Origin of the sequence: Frankia torreyi (assembly GCF_000948395.1) — a bacterium.
Lineage (GTDB): Bacteria > Actinomycetota > Actinomycetes > Frankiales > Frankiaceae > Frankia > Frankia torreyi.
On the sequence record NZ_JYFN01000077.1, the window covers coordinates 1 to 22,387 of the forward strand.

Annotated in this window: 17 protein-coding genes and 3 pseudogenes; 12 read left to right on the forward strand and 8 right to left on the reverse strand. The window is 72.2% G+C overall.

The window, feature by feature from the left end; translation table 11 throughout:
* Positions 1–75 precede the first annotated feature (75 nt).
* Positions 76–951: a LysR family transcriptional regulator gene (locus tag FF36_RS27920; RefSeq protein WP_044888188.1), complete on the reverse strand. Its 876-nt coding sequence runs from the start codon at positions 949–951 to the stop codon at positions 76–78.
* A 145-nt stretch (positions 952–1,096) separates the two neighbouring features.
* Between FF36_RS27920 and FF36_RS27925 the strand changes: the two are divergent.
* A pseudogene (locus FF36_RS27925) lies at positions 1,097–2,317 on the forward strand (MFS transporter); the annotation flags it as partial.
* Positions 2,318–2,368: 51 nt separating this feature from the next.
* On the opposite strand, the gene FF36_RS33525 reads toward FF36_RS27925, so the two are convergent.
* On the reverse strand, positions 2,369–2,593 hold the full coding sequence (locus tag FF36_RS33525) for a winged helix-turn-helix transcriptional regulator (RefSeq protein WP_236705992.1): 225 nt from the start codon (positions 2,591–2,593) through the stop codon (positions 2,369–2,371).
* 98 nt (positions 2,594–2,691) lie between these two features.
* Here FF36_RS33525 and FF36_RS27930 point away from each other — a divergent pair, with 98 nt between their 5' ends.
* On the forward strand, positions 2,692–3,393 hold the full coding sequence (locus tag FF36_RS27930) for a nitroreductase family protein (protein ID WP_044888189.1): 702 nt from the start codon (positions 2,692–2,694) through the stop codon (positions 3,391–3,393).
* A 4-nt stretch (positions 3,394–3,397) separates the two neighbouring features.
* Here the strand turns inward: FF36_RS27930 and FF36_RS27935 are convergent, their stop codons facing one another.
* Entirely contained in the window at positions 3,398–4,948 is a 1,551-nt protein-coding gene (locus FF36_RS27935) for an MFS transporter (protein ID WP_242422946.1), read from the reverse strand.
* A gap of 65 nt (positions 4,949–5,013) precedes the next feature.
* On the opposite strand from FF36_RS27935, the gene FF36_RS27940 reads away from it, so the two are divergent.
* From FF36_RS27940 to FF36_RS27950, 3 genes are all read left to right on the forward strand, one after another.
* Entirely contained in the window at positions 5,014–5,655 is a 642-nt protein-coding gene (locus tag FF36_RS27940) for a TetR/AcrR family transcriptional regulator (protein ID WP_044888191.1), read from the forward strand.
* Positions 5,656–5,791: 136 nt separating this feature from the next.
* Positions 5,792–7,036 carry an ATP-binding protein gene (locus FF36_RS27945; protein ID WP_044888192.1) on the forward strand — a complete coding sequence of 415 codons (1,245 nt, stop codon included), beginning with the start codon at positions 5,792–5,794 and terminating at the stop codon, positions 7,034–7,036.
* Between the two features lie 2 nt (positions 7,037–7,038).
* Positions 7,039–7,773, forward strand: coding sequence for a DUF4184 family protein (locus tag FF36_RS27950; RefSeq protein WP_044888193.1), 735 nt, complete (start codon positions 7,039–7,041; stop codon positions 7,771–7,773).
* Between the two features lie 54 nt (positions 7,774–7,827).
* Here the strand turns inward: FF36_RS27950 and FF36_RS27955 are convergent, their stop codons facing one another.
* From FF36_RS27955 to FF36_RS39395, 4 genes and pseudogenes are all read right to left on the reverse strand, one after another.
* Positions 7,828–8,574, reverse strand: coding sequence for an SDR family NAD(P)-dependent oxidoreductase (locus FF36_RS27955; protein ID WP_044888194.1), 747 nt, complete (start codon positions 8,572–8,574; stop codon positions 7,828–7,830).
* Between the two features lie 147 nt (positions 8,575–8,721).
* Positions 8,722–9,741, reverse strand: coding sequence for a bile acid:sodium symporter (locus tag FF36_RS27960; RefSeq protein ID WP_044888195.1), 1,020 nt, complete (start codon positions 9,739–9,741; stop codon positions 8,722–8,724).
* Positions 9,742–9,846: 105 nt separating this feature from the next.
* Positions 9,847–11,093, reverse strand: a 1,247-nt coding sequence (locus FF36_RS39390; RefSeq protein ID WP_242422947.1) for an ATP-binding protein, incomplete at its 5' end; no start/stop codon positions are given.
* Between the two features lies 1 nt (position 11,094).
* Positions 11,095–12,429 (reverse strand): annotated as a pseudogene (locus FF36_RS39395) (sensor histidine kinase); the annotation flags it as partial.
* A gap of 258 nt (positions 12,430–12,687) precedes the next feature.
* Between FF36_RS39395 and kdpF the strand changes: the two are divergent.
* The 7 genes and pseudogenes from kdpF (at position 12,688) to FF36_RS31860 (ending at position 20,762) form a co-directional block, all read left to right on the forward strand.
* On the forward strand, positions 12,688–12,777 hold the full coding sequence (gene kdpF / locus FF36_RS27970; RefSeq protein ID WP_044888197.1) for a K(+)-transporting ATPase subunit F: 90 nt from the start codon (positions 12,688–12,690) through the stop codon (positions 12,775–12,777).
* On the forward strand, positions 12,777–14,486 hold the full coding sequence (gene kdpA / locus FF36_RS27975) for a potassium-transporting ATPase subunit KdpA (RefSeq protein ID WP_044888198.1): 1,710 nt from the start codon (positions 12,777–12,779) through the stop codon (positions 14,484–14,486). The genes kdpF and kdpA overlap by 1 nt, the downstream gene beginning before the upstream one ends.
* Entirely contained in the window at positions 14,486–16,801 is a 2,316-nt protein-coding gene (gene kdpB / locus FF36_RS27980) for a potassium-transporting ATPase subunit KdpB (RefSeq protein WP_044888199.1), read from the forward strand. Before kdpA ends, kdpB begins: the two co-directional genes overlap by 1 nt.
* A 3-nt stretch (positions 16,802–16,804) precedes the next feature.
* A partial coding sequence (locus FF36_RS27985; RefSeq protein WP_242422948.1) for a potassium-transporting ATPase subunit C occupies positions 16,805–17,462 on the forward strand: 658 nt, incomplete at its 3' end.
* A 1-nt stretch (position 17,463) separates the two neighbouring features.
* Positions 17,464–17,707 (forward strand): annotated as a pseudogene (locus FF36_RS39400) (potassium-transporting ATPase subunit C); the annotation flags it as partial.
* A gap of 110 nt (positions 17,708–17,817) precedes the next feature.
* A complete protein-coding gene (locus FF36_RS27990; RefSeq protein ID WP_044888201.1) occupies positions 17,818–18,600 on the forward strand; it encodes a response regulator in 783 nt (260 codons plus the stop codon).
* Positions 18,601–18,764: 164 nt separating this feature from the next.
* Positions 18,765–20,762 (forward strand): serine/threonine-protein kinase, encoded by a 1,998-nt coding sequence (locus FF36_RS31860; protein WP_082122304.1) that lies wholly within the window; start codon positions 18,765–18,767, stop codon positions 20,760–20,762.
* A gap of 218 nt (positions 20,763–20,980) precedes the next feature.
* Here FF36_RS31860 and FF36_RS28000 read toward each other — a convergent pair whose 3' ends face one another.
* Entirely contained in the window at positions 20,981–22,036 is a 1,056-nt protein-coding gene (locus FF36_RS28000) for a magnesium transporter CorA family protein (RefSeq protein ID WP_044888202.1), read from the reverse strand.
* Positions 22,037–22,387 lie beyond the last annotated feature (351 nt).

Here is a 22,387-nt window from a genome sequence, read left to right on the forward strand (position 1 = left end):
GTTCCCCGCCAAGAAGCCGATCGACAAGCACCTCGCAGGACCGCCGCCCACCGTGGTCACAGTCCTGATCCGAACCTAAAGTTCCTGGTATTGGGCGAGCGCCGGGTGAGGGTTGTCGCGATGCCAGATCAGGGAATGCGGGTAGATCGGTGTCGGGTCGTGCAGCGGGATGCGGCGCAGATCGTAGCGGGTGGGCCAGAGCAGCCGGGTCTTTTCGCCGACGAGGCTGGCCAGGGTCGCGGAGTCGGCGAGGACGTCCAGAAGGTGCTCGGTGCCGAAATTGGGACCGACCGGATCGATGGTGAGTCCGAACTCCGCGGCGAGGTCGTCGTAATACGTGGCCCATTCTGTCCCGGGGAGGATGCCGGGTATCCAGATTCGGTGTCCGACCAGGTCGGCAGGCGTGACGGCGCGAGCTGCGGCCAGCGAGTGGGTCGGCCCGGTGAGCAGTTCGTGGGGTTCGTCGACGACCCGGATCGCCTTGATGACGTCGGGCATCTGCCGGGCGGGGAGGGGGACAGCCCGAAACGACGCGTCGATCGTTCCGGCTCGGACGGCCGCGATGGCGGCGTCGACGCCGGAGTCGTCGAGGACCACGACGTCCAGGTGGAGATCGGGGTGGGCGCCGTGGAAATCGCGGAGCAGGGCTGCCGGGGCGATCCGCCGGTTGATCACGTCTATGCGCAGCGCGCGTCGGCCGGGCCGCACGGAATCCGTCGCCCGCCGTTCGACCTGGAGCAGCTCGCGGGCGTGCGGGAGAAACGCCTGGCCGTCGATCGTGAGCTGAGCTCCACGCACGGTGCGGGTGAACAGCCGCACGCCGAGGTCTCTTTCCAGCTTGGCGATGCGCTTGGAGACCGCCTGTTGAGTGATCGTTAGCTCGGCGGCGGTGCGCTGGAACTGACCGGTGTCCGCGACGGAGACGAACGCTCGCACAGCCTCGAGATCCACGTCGCCCGACGTTAGTCGCACAACCCGGGGTTGTGGCTCGCCGCCGCGGCGGTTGTTTGCATCGCCCTTCGCCTGCTCGCTTAGATCCTGCTGGTCAACGAGATGTTGTTCGGATGCGGCGGGAAGGGGGCTGGGGCGGGTGGTAGTGGCGGGGCGGTCTGCGAGATGGCGCTTCGGGTGGCTCTGGGCCGCGTACGCGGTCAGCACCCTCGGCACGTGGCTGGCGTTCGACGCGTTCCCCCTGATCGCGATCCTCGTGCTGCACGCCGGGCCGACCGAGGTGGCGGTGCTCGCGGCGGCGGGGCCGGCGGCGGGGGCGCTGGTGGCGGTGCCGCTCGGCCCCTGGGTCGAGTTCCGCCGCAAGCGGCCGGTGATGGTGGCGATGGACCTGACCCGGTTCGTCGCGGTGCTGAGCGTCCCCGTCGCGTTCGCGCTCGGCTGGCTCACCTTCGCCCAGCTCGTCGTGGTGTCGATCATGGTTGCCGCCGCCGACATCGCCTTCACGGCTGCCGCCGGCGCCTACGTGAAAGCACTCCTACAGGGTGAGGACCTGCTCGTCGCGAACGCCCGGCTCGAGTCGACGACCTGGACCGCCACCGTCGTCGGGCCGCCGCTCGGTGGGGCCGCGATCGGACTGTTCGGACCGGTGACGACCGTGCTGGCCGACGCGATCAGCTACCTGCTCTCGGCGGCGGGACTCCGCGCGATCGGGGCCATTGGCGCGATCGGCGCGATCGGCGCGATCGGTGGGAGCGAGCCGCGCTCCGCGCCGGCCGGCACACCGAGGGCCCGGCTTCGCGACCTCACCGAGGGGTGGCGGCACATCCTGAGCCACCCGGCGCTGCGACCCCTGTTCGTCAACACCGTCCTGGTCAATGGGTTGATCATGGCGACGTCTCCGCTCGTCGCCGTTCTCATGCTCGGCCGCCTCGGCTTCGAGCCGTGGCAGTACGGCCTGGCGTTCGGGGTGCCCTGCGTGGGCGGGCTCGTCGGCTCTCGCCTGGCCCGGCCCCTCGTCGTGCGGCACGGACGGCATCGGGTCCTGCTCGTCGCCGGCACACTGCGGGCGTGCTGGTCGCTCGGGTTGGCCTTCATCCGCCCCGGCACGGCCGGGATCGTGCTCGTCATCGCCGTCCAACTCGGCCTGGTCACCTGCATGGGTGTGTTCAATCCCGTGTTCGCCACCTACCGGCTCGAGCAGACCGATGCCGGGCGCGTCGCCCGGACGCTGTCGGCCTGGTCGGTCACCAGCAAGGCCGGCATCGCGACCCTGACGGTGCTGTGGGGCCTGCTGGCCGGCCTCACCAGCCCGCGGATCGCGATCGCGGCCGCCGGCCTGCTCCTCCTGGCGACCCCCCTGATGCTGCCGCGGCGAAGCCTCACCCCGCAGCCGAAGCCTGGACTGGTCGCTGTGTTGCTACCCGATGCCGGCCCCGGCGGAGGGCAGCGGTCGCGCGGCGGCGCGGGCGCGTTCGATGTCGTTGATGTGGGTCTCGGTCCAGCGGCGCAGGGCGGTGATGGGCTCGGCGAGGCTGCGGCCGAGGGGAGTCAGCGTGTAGTCGACGCGCGGCGGGCTGGTGGGGTGGACGGTGCGGGTGACGAAGCCGTCCGTCTCCAGGGCGCGCAGCGTCTGGGTGAGCATCTTCTGGGAGACGCCCTCGATGCGGCGGGCGAGCTCGGTGTAGCGCACCAATAAGTGCCTTCTTCCGAAAAGAGAGTCACTCCCCGACAGTGAGTGCCATGACGCAGCTCCTGCCGCCCGGACCCGCCGCCGGTCTCGTTCCGCCCACCGGGCCGACCCTGTCGGTCGCGGACGCCATCCGGACCCGCCGCACGGTTCGCCACTACCGGCCCGACCCGATCCCGGCCGCCACGCTCGACGCCCTGCTTGCCCTGGCCATGGAGGCGCCCACGTCCTGGAACCTGCAGGACCGCTCGATCGTCGTCGTCAGCGACGAGGCGGGCCGGGAGAGTCTCGTGCGCGCCACCGGCGGGCAGCCGCAGCCGGCCGAGGCCCCGATCATCCTCGTCTTCGTCGCGGAGCCGCAGGCCTGGCGCGCCGACCGGGCCGACATCTACGACCAGGCCCGCCGGGCCGGCGCCTGGTCGGACGACTTCATCGCCATGTTCGCGGCCGCCTCCGACGCCTTCCAGCACGACCTCGAACGGCGCGGCCTGCTACGCGAGTACGCGATCAAGGATGCGATGATCGCCGCGACCTACGTGCTGCTCGCCGCCACCGAGCTGGGGCTGGCCAGCTCGCCGATGAACGGCTGGGACGAGGCCGCAGTGAAGGAGACGATCGGCATCGCCGACCGCGACGACCTCGCCATCGCCCTGCTGGTCGCCGTCGGCTATCCCGCCGAGGAACGCCGCCACCCCGGCCGACGTCCCGTCGACCACAACGTCTTCCACCAGCGCTACGGGCGCGCTGACGGATAGGAGCTCACTTCGGTCGGCCAGCGCGCAGCAGGAGGGCCACGGCGAGCGCGGCGGCCCCGGTGGCGACCGCGCCGCCGAGGAAGGCGACCTGCATGCCGTCGACGAACGCCGTCCGCGCGTGGCCGAGGACCGGCTCGCCGAGGTGGGCGGCCACGCCCAGCGAGGAACGGGCCTTCTCGGCGAGGGCCGGCGGGAGCGCGCCGTGCTGGGCCAGGTGGTGGCGGTAGGTGGAGCCGAGCAGGCTGCCGAGCACGGCGATGCCGAGCGCCCCGCCGAGCTCGCGGGACAGGTCGTTGACGGCGGAGCCGACGCCCTGCAGCGCCGGGGGCAGGCTGTCGGTGACGGCGGTGGTCGCGGGCGTCATCGCCAGGCCCATCCCGACGCCGAGGGGGAACAGTCCGGCCAGCAGCAGCCAGTACGAGCTGCCCTGGTCGAGCCGGGACAGCACGACCATCCCGGCGGTGATCAGGAGCAGCCCGGCCACGCAGCAGGCGCGGGCGCCCACGGCGGCGACGACCCTCGGGGCGAGGCGGGCGGCGGGCATCATCCCGGCCGCCATCGGTAGCACACTGACCGCCGCCACGAGCGCGCTGTCGCCACGGACGAGCTGCAGGTACTGCATCGTGATGAAGATCAGGCCGAAGAAGCCGAAGAACTGCAGCAGGATCGACAGCGTGCCCGCGGCGAACGCCGGCCGGGTGAACAGCCGCGGGTCCAGCAGCGGGGTGCGGGTGTGCAGCTCCCAGGCGACGAAGCCGGCCAGCAGCACGATGCCGGTGCCGAGCCCGAGCAGGGTGGTGCGGCCGAGCCAGCCGTGCTCCGGCGCCTCGATGATCGAGTAGACGAGCGCGCCGAGGCCGGCGATCGAGATCACGGCGCCGACGATGTCGAGGGGCGGCCCGTCCGGGGCGGCCGAGTCGGGCACGAACAGCCAGGTCCCCACCGCGGCGAGGGCGGCGAGCACGACGCCGAGCAGAAACACCGAGCGCCACGACCACGCCTGCAGCAGCAGGCCGGAGGCGAGCAGGCCGACGACGGCGCTGGCCCCGGCGACGGCCGCCCACACCCCGACCGCCGCCGCCCGCCGTTCCCGCGGGAACGTGCCGGTGATCGTCGACAAGGTCGCCGGCATCACCAGCGCCGCGCCGACGCCGAGGACGCAGCGCAGCCCGATCAGCGTCGTCGCGCTGCTCGTGAACGGCGCCGCCGCCGACCCGGCACCGAAGATCAGCAGCCCGGTCAGCAGGGCGCGCCGCCGTCCGAACCGGTCGCCCACCGCACCCGCCGGCAGCAGCAGCGCGGCGAAGACGAGGCTGTAGGCGTCGATGATCCACGACAGTCGGGTCTGCGAAGCGTGGGTATCGGCGGCGATCGACGGCAGGGCGACGTTGAGCGACGACATCGCCGAGATCACCGTCGCCAGCGCCCCGCACGTGACCACCAGCACCCGGGTGTGGCGGACGACGGGCCCTGACGTGGACGTCGGGTGCAACTCCGTCGGCGTCGGCGTGGCCGTCGTCGGCGTGGTTGTCGTCGGTGAAGCCGATGTGGTCATCTCGGTCCTCCAGGTCGGTGCGCTGGATCGACCTTGGCGGGGCCGGCTACGGTAGTTCAACCGTGATGAATTCTTCGCCGCGGCGCGGGCGGCGGCCCGGCAGCCCTGATGTGCGGGCCACGATCCTCGCCGTCGCCCGGGATCGGTTCCGCCGCGAGGGCTACGAGGCGGTCACGATGCGTTCCCTGGCGGCGGACGCCGGCGTCGACGCGGCCCTGATCAGCTACTACTTCGGCTCCAAACGCGGCCTGTTCGCGGCTGTCCTGGAGCTCACCCTGAACCCCGCGGACGTCCTGGCCAGCCTGCTCGAAGGCGAGCTGGAATCCCTGCCCCAGCGGGCAATCCGCGCTCTGGTGGCCGGCTGGGACCGGCCCGAGACCGGCCTGCCGCTGCTCACCGCGGTCCGCGCGGCGGCGGCCGACCCCGCGCTCGCGACGCTGCTCCGCGGCGGCCTGCAGCGGGAGATGGTCGACCGCCTGGCCGACCGCCTCGGCGGCGCCGACGCCCGCCACCGCGCGGGCGCGTTCGTCGGTCAGCTCGGCGGGCTGGTGTTCACCCGCTACCTCCTGGCCGTCGAACCGCTCGCCTCCATGACCGCCGATGAAATAGTCCGCACTCTCGGCCCGGCCCTGCGCACCACCCTGTTCGGCCCCGTCCGACGGGCGGCGACCGGCAATGACCACGCCCGTGGGCCGGCGTCGGCGTAGGACGCGGAGCCGGTCGCTGGCCCGCGTAATGATCACAGTCGGGTATGCACCCCAGTGCGGATCACGCCTGTTGGAACGTGGTATCCCGAGGTGTTGGAAATTGGTACTGGAGGGTGCTGGAGATTGGTAGTCTCCGATGATGGAGCGGTCCTACCTGCCACGGCTTGTCGACGGGCTGATCCGCGATCTTGTGACGGAGCTGCCCGCGTTGCTGGTGGTCGGACCGCGGGCGACGGGCAAGACAACGACGGCGGCCCGGCACGCGCGCACCATCATCCGGCTCGACCGGCCAGGTGAGGCGGTTGCGTTCGCCGCGGATCCCGACGCGGCCCTGCGCGGGCTGCCGGAGCCGGTGCTCCTCGACGAGTGGCAGATGGTTCCGTCGGTGCTCGGTGCGATCAAGCGTGCGGTGGATGCCGACCCCCGGCCTGGCCGGTTCCTGGTCACGGGGTCGGTGCGAGCCGATCTCGAAGCCGACAACTGGCCTGGCACCGGCCGTCTCGTTCGGATGGCTATGACCAGCCTCGCCGTCCGCGAGATCGAGGGTCGGGCCGAAGGGCCGACCTTCCTCGACCGCCTGGCCACCGACAGCGCCGACACGTTGACGCTACCGTCGGACGTCCCCGATCTGCGTGGCTATGTCGAGCTGGCGCTGCGCAGCGGCTTTCCCGAGCCCGCCCTGCACCTGTCGGAGCGGGCGCGGGCCTACTGGCTGGAAAGTTACCTGGATCAGTTGCTGACCCGGGATGTCGAGATGCTGCGGGAGAACCGGGATCCCCAACGCCTGCGGCGGTACTTCGAGGCACTGGCGCTCAACTCCGCCGGCCTGGTCAACGCCAGGACGCTGCACGAGGCCGCGGGCATCAACGCGAAGACCGCCGAAGCCTACGCGCATCTGCTCGCGAACCTGCTGGTGGTCGAGTCACTTCCCGCCTGGACGACGAACCGGCTCAAGCGACTCGTCCGGGGCTCCAAAAAGTACATCGTGGATACAGGGCTGATCGGCGCCGCACTGCGGCTCGACGTCAACGCCGTGCTCCGGGACGGGGACCTGCTCGGCCGGATCCTCGACACCTTTGTGGCGACCCAACTGCGGGCCGAGCTACCCGTCGGCTCTGGGCGTCCCCGCCTGTACCACCTCCGCCAGGACAACGGGCGTCACGAGGTCGACCTCATCGCCGAACTGGGCGCCGAACGCGTGATCGGTATCGAGGTGAAGGCAGACGCGGCACCCGGCGCAGCCGCCGCGCGGCACCTGACCTGGCTACGGGACGAGCTCGGTGACCGTTTCGTCGCCGGAGTGGTGGTCCACACCGGGCCCAGGATCTATCGGCTGGAACCGGGGATCTTCGCCGTGCCGATCTGCGCGTTGTGGGGTTGAGGGTGCCGTTCACGTTGAGCCATCCGGCGGCGGTGCTGCCGCTGCGGCGCCTCGGCCTGCCGATGAGCGCGATGGTGGCCGGGTCGATGGTTCCCGACGTGCCGGTGTTCTTCGGGTGGCCGGAGCTGTACCGGCTCACGCACAGCCTGCTCGGTGTCGTGACCGTCGTTCCGGTGCTGTCGCTGGCCGCGTTGGGACTGTGGTTTCACCTGATTCGCGACGCCCTGGCCGATCTGGCCCCGGATCCGGTCCGGTTGCGGCTGGCTGCGCGGGCGCGGCTCACGGGACGCCAGTGGCTGCTGGCACCGGTGGCCGCGAGCGTGGGAGCCGTGACGCACGTCGTCTGGGACGACTTCACCCACAAACAGCGGTGGGGCGTCCGCCAGGTGGCCTGGTTGAGCGCCGAGCACGGCGCCCTGCCCGGCTACAAGTGGCTCCAGTACGGCATGAGCGTGGCCGGGCTGGTCGTCGTGGCGGTGGCGATCGTCGCCCACCTGCGGGCACTGCCACGCCGAGCGCAGCGGCCACGTCGGCACCCGTCGGGGTCGGTGGTTCTTCCGGTGGTGGGGGCCCTCGCCGCGGGGGCCGGAGCCGGCGGCGGCCTGGCGAACGCGTCAGACGGGCTGCATGCCGTCACCTTTCACGGCGCCGTCACCGGCGTGTTGGCCCTGGTGGCCGGGTTACTTCTGGTCGCCGCCGGATGGCAGGTGGCAAGGCGGAGGCCGACGCCCGGGTAATCCGTGTAACGGTGACGGCCCGCGCCGGTCGCGCGCGGCTGCTCACCGGAACGGTCAGTCCCACATGAGTCCGCCGTCGATGAGCAGGGAGTGGCCGGTGATGAAGCCGGCCTCGTCGGAGAGCAGGTAGGCGACGGACCCGGCGACCTCCTCCGGGGTGCCGATGCGCCCCATCGGGACGAGGGAGGCCCACTCCGCCTGCTGCTCGGGGCCGTAGCCGGCCAGCCCCTCGGTGAGGATCGTGCCGGGGCACACCGCGTTGACGCGGATGTTGCGCCGGGCGTACTGCAGCGCCGCGTTCTTCGTCAGGCCGACCACGCCGTGCTTGGCGGCGGTGTACCCGGCCATCGACGGCGCGTTCTTCACCCCCGCGTTCGATGCCATGTTCACGATCCGGCCGTGCCCCGCATCGACCATGTGACCGAGCTCGGCGCGCATGCAGAGGAACACGCCCCGCAGGTCCACCCCGAGGACCCGGTCCCAGTCCTCGACCGACAGCAGATGCAGGTCCGTCGGCGCGTGCGCGACGCCCGCGTTGTTCACGGCCATGTCCAGGCCGCCGAGCACCGACACGGCGGTGTCGAACAGCTCGGTGACGCTGGCGGGGTCGGCGACGTTCGCCGCCACGAAGGTCGCCTTGCCGCCATGGTCGGCGATGCGCTGGACGGTCTCCTGACCGCCCTTCTCGTCGATGTCGGAGACCACGACCTGAGCACCGTCGGCCGCCAGCCGCAGCGAGACGGCGCGGCCCAGCCCCGAACCCGCCCCCGTGACGACGACTCCCGCTCCATCGAATGACACGACAACTCCCTCGTGACAGTCCCCCGTGAACGTTGTTGTCCTGCGGGTTCATCCTGCTCGGAAAGGGCGTACCTACCCGTTCGTGCCATCGTCTGTCTGCTCACATCACCGGCCCGGACGATCACATCACCGGCCCGGCCGCGCACCTCACCGGTCGGGTAGCAGGCGGGGGACCGCGCGGACGTAGACGATCATGCCGAGGACCTCGACGAGGGTCTGGGTGACGACGACGGCGGCGGCGATCGCGAACCGGTCGGGCAGCGACAGGGCCAGCGGCAGCACGACGAGCGAGTTGCGGGTGGCCCCGCTGAACACCACCGCCCGGGCGGCGGGGACATCCAGGCGGAACAGCCGGGCGACGCCGAGCCCGGTGACCGCCATGACGACGAGGAAGGCCACATACGCGGGCACGACGGCGGCCACCTCGGCGAGGTCGTCGTCGATCTTCGGAGTCTGCGACGCGACGACCGTGACCAGGACGATGACCATGAGCGGCACCATCGCCGTCCCGGCCGTCCCGGCGAACGCCGCGCCCACGGGCCGGCGCGCGGCCCACGCCTGCACCGTCCAGGCCAGCGCGAGCGGGACGACGATCAGGCCGCCGAACGCCGCGAGGAACGGTCCGATCTCGACGACGTCGGCGAGCCCCGGGCCGAGGAAGGCCAGCAGGAACACCGGCAGCAGCAGCATCTGCGCGGCCAGCAGCACCGGCGTGGCGGCCAGCAGCGCGCCGGCGCGGGCACCCGCGAGCCCGCTGAACACGATCACGTAATCGACGCACGGGCACAGCAGGACGAGCAGCACCCCGAGCCGCACGGCCTGGGCGTCGGGCAGCAACGGCAGCATCGTGGCGACGACGCCCGGGACGACGACGAAGTTCACGGTGAGCACCGCGGCGAGGAACCGTCCCGCCCGCAGCGACCGCACCAGCTCGGCCGCCGGCACCTGCAGGAACGTCACGAACAGCAGCGCGCCGAGCGCCGGGTTGATCGCCTGCTCCAGGAACCTCGGCCCGGCTCCGGGCCCGGCGAGCCCCACGACCGCCCCGCCGGCGATGGCCCCCAGATAGATCGGCACCTGCCACCGCTCCAGCGCCCCGGTGATCCGCTCTCGCACCCGTCCCCTTCCGCTGCCGTCCTCCTCCAGGTCGTCGGCCCAGCCCCCCATGCGGAGGCAGTGTGCATGGGAGCGGCGCCGTCTGTCTCTTCCGCAGGGATAATTCGGACACCGAGCCCTGTGGAAGAACCAGGTGGCCGCTCTCCCACGCAGTTCCTAGGCGAGGTCGTCGACGGGCGCCGGCGAACGGGCGGCGGGGCCGAGGTCCGCGTCGTCGAGGGCGGTCAGGGACGGGGGCGGCTCGGCGGCAGGCAGGCTGACCACCATCGTCAGGCCGCCGCCGGGGGTGTCCTCGGGGGTGAGGGTGCCGTTCATCGCCTCGGTCAGCCCCCGGGACAGGGCGAGCCCGAGGCCGACGCCGGTGGTGTTGTCCCGGTCGCCGAGCCGTTGGAACGGCTGGAAGACCTGGTCGCGGTGGGCGGCGGGGATGCCGGGGCCGTGATCGACCACGCGCAGCTCCACCCGGTCGGCGAGGCTGCTCGCGGTGATGACCGGGGGGCGTCCGGGCGGGGCGTGCCGCAGCGCGTTGCCGACGAGGTTCACCAGCACCCGTTCGAGCAGCGCCGGGTCGGCGTCGATCGTCGGCAGGTCGTCGGGGATGTGGATGGCGATGTGCCGGGCGGGCGGGCCGAGCTCGTCGAGGGCGTGCGGGACGACGTCGTCCAGCCCGATCGGACGGGGGAACACGCTCAGCGCGCCGGCCTGCAGCCGGGACATGTCGAGCAGGTTCTCCACCAGGCGGGTGAGCCGGTCGAGGGACTCGTCGGCGGTGGCGAGCAGCTCGTCGCGCTCGTCCCGGCTGAGCACGGCCTCGGCGGAGCGCAGGCCGGTCACGGCGGCCTTGGCGGCGGCGAGCGGGGTGCGCAGGTCGTGACTGACGGCGGCGAGCAGCGCGGCGCGGACCCGGTCGGCCTGGGCGATGGGCACGGCCTGCGCGGCGGCCTCGGCCAGGCGGCGCTGTTCGAGGGCGACGGCGGCCTGCGCGGCGAAGGCGGCGAGGATGCGGCGGTCGGCGGCCGGCAGCGGCCGCCCGGTCAGCGTGAGGGCGAGGCTGTCGCCGATGGGGACGTCCACCGCACCGTCCTCGGGCCGGGTGCAGGGGTCCGGGCCGACGCTGAGGACAGCCCGCCAGCCGTCGCCGTCGCGTTCGAGCAGGGTCGCCGAGGTCATGGCGAAGGTCTCCCGAGCCCGGTCGAGCAGGGCGGGCAGCGCGTCCTCGCCGCGCAGCACGCTGCCCGCGAGCACCGACAGCGTCGCCGCCTCCGCGGAGGCGCGCACCGCCTGGCCGTAGCGGCGGGCGGAGATGTCGACGACCCGGCTGACCATCGCCGCGACCAGGACGAATCCGGCCAGGGCGAGGGCGTTGTTGCCGTCCTCGATGGCCCAGTGGTGCAGCGGCGGGGNGAAGTAGTAGTTCAGCAGCAGACAGCTGGCCAGGGCGCACAGCAGCGCCGGCCAGAATCCGCCGATCAGCGCCACCGTCACCACGATGATCAGGTAGCCGAGCATCTCGGTGGCCAGGTTGAGGGTTCCGCGGGCCTGGACCAGCCCCGCGGTCAGGGCGGGGACGAGCGCCAGGGTCAGCGCGGTCGCGATCAGCCGGCGGCGCGGGGTGAGCCCGCTGCGCACGCGCGGCAGCCGCCAGCCGGTGCCGGCCTCGGCGTGGGTGACCATGTGCACGTCGATCGGCCCGGACAGGTTCGTGGTGGTGACGCCGATGCCGGGGCTGAGGATCCGGGCGAGCCGGCCGCGGCGGCTGGCGCCCAGGACGAGCTGGGTGGCGTTCTCCGCGCGGGCGAAGTCGAGCAGCGCCGTCGGCACGTCGTCGCCGATCACCTGGTGGAAGCTGCCGCCGAGGCTGTCGAGGAGGGACCGCTGCCCGGTCAGGGCCGCGGGGTCGGCGCCGGTGAGTCCGTCGGAGCGGGCGACGTGCACGGCGAGCAGCTCCGCGCCCTTGGTCCGGGAGGCGATCCGGGCCGCGCGGCGGATCAGGGTCTCGCCCTCCGGGCCGCCGGTGAGCGCGACGACGACCCGCTCGCGGGTCTCCCACGTCCCACCGATGTGGTGCTCGGCCCGGTACCGGTCGAGCTGGTCGTCGACCTTGCCGGCCAGCCACAGCAGGGCGAGTTCGCGCAGGGCGGTGAGGTTGCCGGGGCGGAAGTAGTTGGCCAGCGCCGCGTCGACCTTGTCCGGGGCGTAGATGTTGCCGTGGGCCATCCGCCGCCGCAGCGCCTCCGGGGCCATGTCGACGAGTTCGACCTGGTCAGCCTGGCGGACCACCGCGTCGGGCACGGTCTCCCGCTGCGACACCCCGGTGATCGTCTCGACGACGTCGTTGAGTGACTCCAGGTGCTGGACGTTGACGGTGGAGATGACGTCGACGCCGGCGGCGAGCAGCTCCTGGACGTCCTGCCAGCGCTTGGCGTTGCGGCTGCCGGGGACGTTGGTGTGGGCGAGCTCGTCGACGACCGCCACCGCGGGGCGCCGGGCCAGCACTGCGTCGAGGTCCATCTCGGTGAAGGTGGCGCCGCGATGGTCGGCGAACCGGCGGGGGATCACCTCCAGCCCGTCGAGCATCTCGGCGGTGTGCTGGCGCGCGTGCGTCTCGACCAGGCCGACGACGACGTCGGTGCCCCGGTCGCGGCGGCGGCGGGCCTCGTCGAGCGCGGCGTAGGTCTTGCCCACCCCGGGCGCCGCCCCCAGGTAGATGCGCAGTGTTCCGCGTGGCACGCCACCCATCGTGCTCCTGTCCGGCCTGGGCGGGAACCATCGGAAGGTCCGGACAGGCCGCTTTTTCAAGATCGGTGTTAGCGGGCCGTGAGAAACCCGCCGGACGGCGTGAGAACCGCGTGAGTGATCGCCATTTTCGGTTTTCGTCGCGCTTTACTGGGCCCCTGCCGGGATGAAGGAGGGGCGCATGCAAGACGTGGTGTACGTCCTGCTGACGCTGGGATGTTTCGCACTGCTGGCGCTGGTGCTGCGAGGGGTCGAAAGGCTGTGAACGCGGAGAACATCGCCGGATTGGTGCTGTCGATCGGGTTGGGGATATTCATCGTCGCGGCGCTGCTGTTCCCGGAGCGGTTCTGATGTCGACGTCCGTCGCCGGCGTCCTCGCCGTGGCGCTGCTGGTCGCCGCGCTTTTCGTCACCTACCGCCCGTTCGGCGACCACATGTACCGGGTCTTCACCGGCAGCCGCCACCTGCGGGTCGAGCGGGCGATCTACCGGCTGACCGGGGTGAACCCCGACGCGGGCCAGCGCTGGGGCGTCTACGCCCGCAGCGTGTTGGCCTTCTCGCTGGTCAGCGTGCTGCTGCTGTACCTGCTCCAGCGCATCCAGGAACATCTGCCGCTCAACCTCGGGTTCGGCGCGGTGGGGCCGGCGCTGGCCTGGAACACCGCGGTGAGCTTCATGACGAACACCAACTGGCAGGCGTACTCGGGCGAGTCGACCATGGGCCACACCGTGCAGATGACGGGCCTGGCGGTGCAGAACTTCGTCTCGGCGGCCGTGGGCATCTCGGTCGCGGTGGCGGTGGTCCGCGGCCTCGCGCGGCGCCGGTCGCCGGTCGCGACCAGCGCAGGCAGCCGGGATGACCTGGTCGGCACGGGCGACGAGATCGGCAACTTCTGGGTGGACCTCACCCGGACGGTGATCCGGATCCTGCTGCCGGTCTGTGTGCTCGCGGCGATCGTCCTCATCGCCGGCGGGGCGATCCAGAACCTGCACGGCAACCGGGTGGTGTCCACCCTGGCCGGCGGCCATCAGGCGATCACCGGCGGGCCGGTCGCCAGCCAGGAGGCCATCAAGGAGTTCGGCACCAACGGCGGCGGCTTCTACAACGTCAACTCGGCGCACCCGTTCGAGAACCCGACGTCGTGGACGAACCTGTTCGAGATCTACCTGCTGCTCGCGATCGGCTTCTCGCTGCCGCGCACCTTCGGCCGGATGGTCGGCGACCGTCGCCAGGGCCTGGCGATCGTCGCGGTCATGGCCGCGCTCGCCCTCGGCAGCTTCGCGGTGAACGCCGCCTTCCAGACCGCGCACCACGGGACGGTGCCGGTCGCGGTCGGCGCGGCGACGGAGGGCACGGAAACCCGGTTCGGCGTGCCGGACTCGGCATTGTTCGCCAGCGGCACGACGCTCACCTCCACCGGTTCCGTCAATTCTTTCCACGATTCCTACACGAGCCTGGGCGGCGCCACCCTGCTGGTCAACATGATGCTCGGCGAGGTCGCGCCCGGCGGCACCGGGTCCGGCCTGTACGGAATGCTCGTACTGGCCGTCGTCACCGTATTCGTCGCCGGGTTGATGATCGGGCGAACACCCGAGTACCTCGGGAAGAAAATAGGTTCCCGGGAGATCAAGTTCGCGTCGCTGTACTTCCTGGCCACCCCGGCGATCGCCCTGCTCGGCACCGGGATCGCGATGGGCCTGCCCGGTGAGCGCGCCGGCATGCTCAACTCCGGGGCGCACGGCCTGAGCGAGGTGCTCTACGCCTTCACCTCGGCGGCGAACAACAACGGCTCGGCGTTCGGCGGCCTCACGGTGAACACCACCTGGTACAACACCGCGCTGGGCCTGGCGATGCTGTTCGGCCGGCTGCTGCCGATGCTGCTGGTGCTCGGGATGGCCGGCTCCTTCGCCCGCCAGCAGCCGGTCCCGGCGACCGCCGGGACGCTGCCGACGCACCGGCCCCAGTTCGCCGGGATGCTCGGCGCCATCGCCGTGATCATCGTTGCGCTGACGTTCTTCCCCGCCCTCGCCCTCGGCCCGCTCGCGGAAGGGATCCACTGATGAGCACCACCACCGTCATCGCCGCGCCCGGCGCCGCGCCGCGTCCGGGCCGGGGCGGGCCGCGGCGGGTCGGCGGCGGCCTGCTCGATCCCCGCCAGCTCGGCCGCTCGCTGCCCGCGGCGCTGCGCAAGCTCGACCCTCGAACCCTGTGGCGCAACCCGGTCATGCTCATCGTCGAGGTCGGCGCGGCGTTCACGACCGTGCTCGCGATCGCCGACCCGTCCGTGTTCGGCTGGCTGATCACCGTGTGGCTGTGGCTCACGGTCGTCTTCGCGAACCTCGCCGAGGCCGTCGCCGAGGGCCGCGGCAAGGCCCAGGCCGCCGCGCTGCGTCGCACCCGCACCGACACGATCGCCCGCCGCCTGACCGGCTGGTCGCCTGGCCAGCCCGCCCCCACCGCCGACGCGGTCGCCGCGCCCGACGCGGTCGTCGCGCCCGACGCGGTCGCGGCGGCCGGCGGTGCGGGGGAGCGCGTCTCGGTGGAGGAGGTGCCGGCGCCCGGGCTCGTCCGGGGGGACATCGTCCTCGTGGTCGCCGGGGAGATCATCCCCGGCGACGGCGACGTCGTCGAGGGCATCGCCAGCGTCGACGAGTCGGCGATCACGGGGGAGTCCGCGCCGGTGATCCGCGAGTCCGGCGGCGACCGGTCGTCGGTCACCGGCGGGACGAAGGTCCTCTCCGACCGGATCGTCGTGCGGATCACCCAGCAGCCCGGCGAGAGCTTCATCGACCGGATGATCGGCCTGGTCGAGGGCGCCGACCGACGCCGCACCCCGAACGAGATCGCGCTGAACATCCTGCTCGCCGCGCTCACCGTCATCTTCCTGCTCGCCGTCGCCACCCTCCAGCCGCTGGCGATCTACACCAAGGCACAGCAGCCCGCCATCCCCGACTCGGCGGCGCTGACCAGTCACGGGATCACCGGCATCGTGCTGGCGTCCCTGCTGGTCTGCCTCATCCCGACGACGATCGGGGCGCTGCTGTCCGCGATCGGCATCGCCGGGATGGACCGGCTGGTCCAGCGCAACGTGCTCGCGATGAGCGGCCGGGCGGTCGAGGCGGCCGGCGACGTCAACACGCTGCTGCTCGACAAGACCGGCACGATCACCTTCGGCAACCGGCAGGCCCGCGGGTTCCTCCCGGTCGCCGGGGTCGGCGAGGCCGTCCTGGCCGACGCCGCCCAGCTTTCCTCGCTCGCCGACGAGACGCCGGAGGGCCGCTCGGTCGTCGTGTTCGCCAAGGAGCATCACGGCCTGCGCGAACGCTCACCCGGCGAGCTGCGCGCGGCGACGTTCGTCCCCTTCACCGCGCAGACCCGGATGTCCGGCGTCGACCTCGCCGACCCGGACGCCGGGGCCGCGCCCGAGACCGGCGTCGAGGTGCGCCGTCAGATCCGCAAGGGGGCGGCCAGCGCGGTGATCACGTGGGTGCGCCAGGCCGGCGGGACGGTGCCCGCCGAGCTCGGCGAGATCGTCGACGGAATCTCCGCCGCCGGCGGGACGCCACTGGTCGTCGGGGAGATCACCGGCACCGCCGCAGCCGCCGACACTGCCGCGGGCGCGGCGGCGCACGCGCGGGTGCTCGGCGTCATCCAGCTCGCCGACGTCGTCAAGTCCGGCATGCGGGAGCGGTTCGACGAGATGCGCCGGATGGGCATCCGCACCGTGATGATCACCGGCGACAATCCGCTCACCGCGAAGGCGATCGCCGAGGAGGCCGGCGTCGACGACTTCCTCGCCGAGGCCACCCCGGAGGACAAGCTCGCGCTGATCCGCGCCGAGCAGGCCGGCGGCAAGCTCGTCGCGATGACCGGCGACGGCACGAACGACGCCCCGGCGCTCGCCCAGGCCGACGTCGGCGTCGCGATGAACACCGGCACCTCCGCCGCGAAGGAGGCCGGCAACATGGTCGACCTCGACAGCGACCCGACGAAACTGATCGAGATCGTCGAGATCGGCAAGCAGCTCCTGATCACTCGTGGGGCGCTGACGACGTTCTCCATCGCCAACGACGTCGCCAAGTACTTCGCGATCATCCCGGCGATGTTCGCCGGCGTCTACGGCGGGCTCGACAGCCTGAACATCATGCGGCTGGCCACCCCCGAGTCGGCGATCCTGTCCGCCGTCATCTTCAACGCGCTCATCATCGTCGTCCTGATCCCGCTGGCCCTGCGCGGCGTGCGCTACACGCCGAGCAGCGCCTCCGCCCTGCTCTCGCGCAACCTGTCCCGCTACGGCCTCGGCGGGATCATCGCGCCGTTCGTCGGCATCAAGATCATCGACCTGCTCGTCCAGTTCATCCCGGGGGTGGGTTGACCCATGTTCGCGCGACTGCCCGGCTGGGCCCGCCAGCACCTGGCCGCCCTGCGGATCCTGCTCGTGTTCACCGTCGTCGTCGGTCTCGCCTACCCGCTGGCGATCCTCGCCGTCGCCCAGCTCCCCGGCCTGCACCACCGCGCCGACGGCTCGTTCGTCAGCGGCGCCGACGGCCGGCGGGTCGGCTCGTCGCTGATCGGCCAGTCGTTCACCGACGCCGACGGCAACGCCGTGCCGCGCTACTTCCAGAGCCGGCCGTCGGCCGCCGGGGACGGCTACGACCCGACGTCCACCTCGGCGTCGAACCTCGGTCCGGAGGACGTCGTCGACAGCGTCGACGACCCGGCCACGCGTGGCACCGACGAGTCCCGGCAGAGCCTGCTCACCCAGGTCTGCGCGCGCAGCCAGGCGGTCGGGGCGCTCGACGGCGTCGACGGCCGCCGGCCGTACTGCACCCCCTCCGGAGTCGGCGCCGTGCTCGCCGTCTACCACGCGGGGCCCGGCTACGACGGCCGGGTGACGCGGGTCGTCAGCGCCAACGAGCCGTGCCCGACCCGCCCGTTCCTTGCCACCTATGCCGGCGTGCCGGTGCGCTGCCGGTCGCTGACCGATGACATCGCCGCCGGCCAGCGCGTCCTGATCCGCGGTGACGCCCCCGCGCNCCCCGCCGTCCCCGCGGACGCGGTCACCGCCAGCGCCAGCGGCCTCGACCCGCAGATCAGCACCGCCTACGCTGACCTTCAGGTCAGCCGGGTGGCCCGGGTCCGCGGCCTGCCCGCGGGCCAGGTCGCCGCGCTCGTGCGGGACCATACGACCGGCCGGAGCCTCGGCTTCCTCGGCGAACCGGCGGTCAACGTGCTCGGCCTCAACCGGGCGCTGGACGCGCTCACCCCGGCGCGGCGGTGAGCCCGGCCGGGTCGGGTGCGTCGGCCGGATCGGGTGCGTCGGCCCGGTCGGGTGGGGCGGCCGGGTCGGGTGGGGCCGCCGGGCCGGGTGGCGAGGGGAGCGGGGAGCCGGTGGGACGCATCCTGATCGTCGAGGACGAGCCGCAGTTGCTGCGTGCGATGCGGATCAACCTGCATAGCCGCGGCCACGAGGTCCGCACCGCCGTCGACGGCGGCCACGCGTTGCGCGAGGCCGCCAGCCACCCGCCCGACCTGGTCGTGCTCGACCTCGGCCTGCCCGACCTCGACGGCATCGACGTCATCCGCGGCCTGCGCGGCTGGACCAGCGTGCCGATCATCGTCCTGTCCGGCCGCACCTCCGGCCACGACAAGATCGCCGCCCTGGACGCGGGCGCCGACGACTACGTCACCAAGCCGTTCTCCGTGGAGGAGCTCCTCGCCCGCATCCGCGCTGTCACCCGCCGCGCCGGCGGCGTCGAGACCGGCCCGGTCATCATCATCGGCCGCCACCGCATCGACTTCGCCGCCAAGGCCGTCACCACCCTCCCCGACCCCGCGGCACCCCCAGCCGACGGCGGTACTCCCGGCGCCGCCGAGACCGCAGGCACCGGCGCGGCGGCCGCCGAGGCCGGGGCCGCCGAGGCGGGGCAGGTGCCCGAGGCGGTGCGGCTGACGCCGACCGAGTGGCGGCTGCTGGCGACCCTGGTCCGCGAGCCCGGCAAGCTGATCAGCTCGCGGTCCCTCCTTGACCAGGTCTGGGGCCCCGGTCACGCCGACGACACCTCGTCCCTGCGGCTCTACGTCAACCGCCTACGCCGCAAACTCGAACCCGACCCGTCCCGCCCCCGCCACCTCACCACCGAACCCGGCATGGGCTACCGCTACCAGCCGTAAGGCCGTCACAAGACGCTCGAACAAGCCGTTCTTGCAGGTCAGCGGGTCCGACCGCTTTTTCTCGGCAAATAGTTTGCCCCGAAAGAACCGGCGACCGGCCGATTGGCTATGTTGTTGCCCCGTCAGCGCGACAATGCAGGCGCACGAAGCGGTGGGGACACGGCATGGCGATGAGGCTGGGTAGTTCATACACCCTGGAATCCCTGATCGGGCGGGGTGGGATGGGGGAGGTGTGGCGTGGGCAGGACCAGTCCGGCCGAGTCCTTGCCGTCAAGCTCCTGCTGCCGGAACTCACCACCGACGAAAAAATAGTCGCCCGGTTCATGCGGGAACGATCGGTACTCACCCGCATTCAGTCGCCGTTCGTGGTCCAGGTCTGGGATCTGGTCGCCGAGCACGGCCGGCTGGCCATTGTGATGGATTTCATCGAGGGTTCCGACCTGCGCCAGTACCTGCGTTCCCGGGGAACCCTGTCCCCGGCGGAGGCGGTCGCCCTGACCGCCGACATTCTGACCGGTCTCGGCGTCGCCCACGACCTCGGCATCGTCCACCGCGACCTCAAACCCGCGAACGTCCTGCTCGACGGCGACGGCCCGATGCTGCACCCCAAGGTGACCGATTTCGGCATCGCCAGCGTGATGGACGGCTCCACCGAGCTGACCACCAGTCAGGGCATCCTCGGCACGCCGACCTACATGGCCCCGGAGATGGTCGCCGGCGGTGAGGTCGGTCCGCCCGCGGACGTCTACGCCGCCGGCATCATGCTCTACGAGCTGGTCAGCGGGGTTACACCGTTCGCCGGACTGATGCCGCTGGCCGTCATGCGCGCCCACGTCGACCTTCTGCCCGGTCGTCCCCCCGACCTCGACGACGCGCTGTGGACCGTCCTGTCGGCCATGCTCGCGAAGAACCCCGGGGACCGCCCCGGGGTGGCCGACCTGCGCGCGCTGCTGCCCAGCCTCGCGGGCCGACCCGCGAGGCCGCCGCTCGGCTCGCCGCCGCCCGCCACGACCGGACCGCAGCCGGGCTTGGCCGACGCCGCTCATCCGTGGGTCGCCGCCCCGCCACCGGCACCGGACCCGGGGACGTCGGACCCGGTGACGTCGGACCCGGCAGTGTCGGACCCGGCAGTGTCGGACCCGGCGACGTCCGACCCGGCAGTGTTGGCACCGGCAGTGTCGGACCCGACGACGTCCGACCCGCCAGTGTTGGCACCGGCAGCGTCGGGTCCGGCTGCGGGGGCGCCCGGGCCGGTGTCGGGCCGCCCTGACAGTCCGATAGTCACCTCCCGCAACGGCAGAACGCAGGGCCGCCGCTGGCGGCGGGTGTCGGTCATCGTTGCCGTGGTGGCGGTGGTCCTCACTGCCGGGGCGACGGCGTTGGAGCGCGCGGTGAACAACGGGTCGGACCCGGACCCCCAGCAGAACCTGGCGGCCAGCCACCCGGGACCCGCCCGACCGTCGACCACATCCGCATCCACGGCGACTGCCGCCGCATCCACCGCCACCGCCACCGCCGTCGCATCCCCGGCCACCGCTGACGCAGCCTCGGCCAGCACCGAACCCGGCAGCGCGGCGCCGGCCGCGCCCACCACCGGGACCGGATCGCACCCGGCGTCGGACCCTGTGGCCAGGCCCGGCGCCGGCAGCGCCTCGACCGGGCTCGCGGTTCCCGCCGCCGCACCGGCCGTTACCGGGTCGCAGCCGCTGGCCGTGAGTTCAGGCAAGGCCGCGCCCGCACCGGCACTGGCGGCTCCTCCGGCCCAGCCGACGACCAAGTCCTGGGCCGACACCGCGACCGGCGCCTGCCTCGACAGCGACGGCTCCAGGATTTACACGCTCGACTGCAACGGTGGCGAATGGCAGCAGTGGACTCGGGACGGGCTCCGGTTCCGCAACCTTCATACCGGTACCTGTATGGTCAGCACCGCCGGCGGGTACACAGCGGACGGCACCGCAATGCCGGACGCCCTCTACGCGACCACCTGCGACGGGTCGGCCGGCCAGCAGTGGGTGGTCGCGTCGAGCACCCGCTTCGGACAGGCCTTCCGCAACGCGGGAACGGGTAAATGCCTGGACAGCAATCACGAAAGCCCGAACGGAACCGGATACCAGGCATACACCCTGCCCTGCAGCGGCAATAATTATCAGAACTGGACCTAGGAAAGGGACCGCTGCCGTCGGGCAGCCGGCGGGCCAGCACCGCGCGGCCTGCTGCGTGGCCGTCACGCCGACGGGGTCAGCATCGTGGTGACCTGGCTGCTGGTCAGATTCACGCCGAAGTACTGGCGGTAGAAGGACGTGACCTCGGCGCGGTTCCGCGGTTCCGCCGAACACCCTGATCGTCGACTGTGGGGGTTCGCGCTGAGCGCGCGGCAGGGCTACCACCAGCCGCGGCGGCGCGCCCAGCGCAGCACGGTCGCGGACATGGCGGCCATGACGGCCAGGACGATGAGGAGTTCGGGGTATCGGGAGCGGTCGTTGACGATGAGGTTCATGCCGAGCACCGAGGACAGGGCGGTGATCGGGAGGGTGACGGCGGCGATGACGGCAAAGCGTTCGGCGGCAATGGTCATTTTCGTCTCGGTCAGGGTGCGGTAGAACTCGATCACTCCCTGCAGGTAGTCGCGCTGCGCGTCGGCGAGGGCGCGGATGCGGTCGAACTGGTCGGCAAGGTCGTCGACGAGCGGGCGCGCGGCCAGCAGGGCCCGGATCGCGACGCTGTCAGGCGCCACCGGGGTCGGGTGCCCGCCGGGCGGGCCGGGCGGGCCGGGTGGTGCGGTGCGGGCGAGGACGGACAGCCGGTCGAGGGCCTCCCGACCCAGGGCGCCCATGGTGCGCACGGCCAGCAGTCCGTGGCGGGCGCGGAACAGCTCGTCGAGGAGCTGCTCGGGATCGCCGAGATGACCGCCGGTGACGCGCTGTTCGAGGCGCCACACCTCGCCGGTCGTCGCCTCGATGAACGCCTCCTGGCGCCGCGCCAGCGCCGAGCCGATCGCGTAGACGAGGTCGAACGGGGAGGTCGGGCGCAGCCGGCCCGTGTCGAGCCGGGCCGCGATCTCGCCGGTCTCCCGCAGCATCGCCGCCAGGTCGACGGCCGGGTTCGCCGGCCCGTGCACGGTGACGAGGTAGCGGGGCCCGATGAACTGATCAAGCTCGACGTAGTGCACATGGCCACCCGCGCCGCGTTCGGGCGCGTGCAGCACGACGAACACGTGATCGGCGTAGGCCCGGACCTTGGGCACCCGGTTGCGTTCCACGCAGTCGCGCACGGCGAGAGGATGGAACCCGAAGATGTCGGACAGCACCTGGGTCCCGGCGTCGTCGCAGCTCGGCATGTCCACCCAGACCAGCCCCTCGCCGGCGGCGATGAGCCCGCGCAGCGCCTCGGCGGGGTGCCGTTCGACCCCCGCGTCGGTCAGCAGGCGGATCTCCACGCCGATCAGCCCCCCTCGAACGCTCGCCGCACCCGGTGGCGCCGCAGTTGCCTGCCGTCGGCACGGGACGGCCGGCCGCGCTGCGCCGCGTTCCATCCGCCCGATCGGACCATTCGGTGGAAATTCCGGTTCCCGCGCGGATCCGCGATGAATGAATGTCACGTCCGCGCGGTGTGCCGCGGGAAATGATAGCCATCGGGGGCCTCCAGTCGCGATCCAGACCCTGAGCCGGGCGGCGGTGATGTTAGTGGCGCGTGATAACGCCCGGCATTCCCGTTAGTGTTCTGCGAGTGTTCGCCGTGATTCCGGCCGGTCGCGATTCACTGTAGGTGGACCGGTCCGGAACGCACG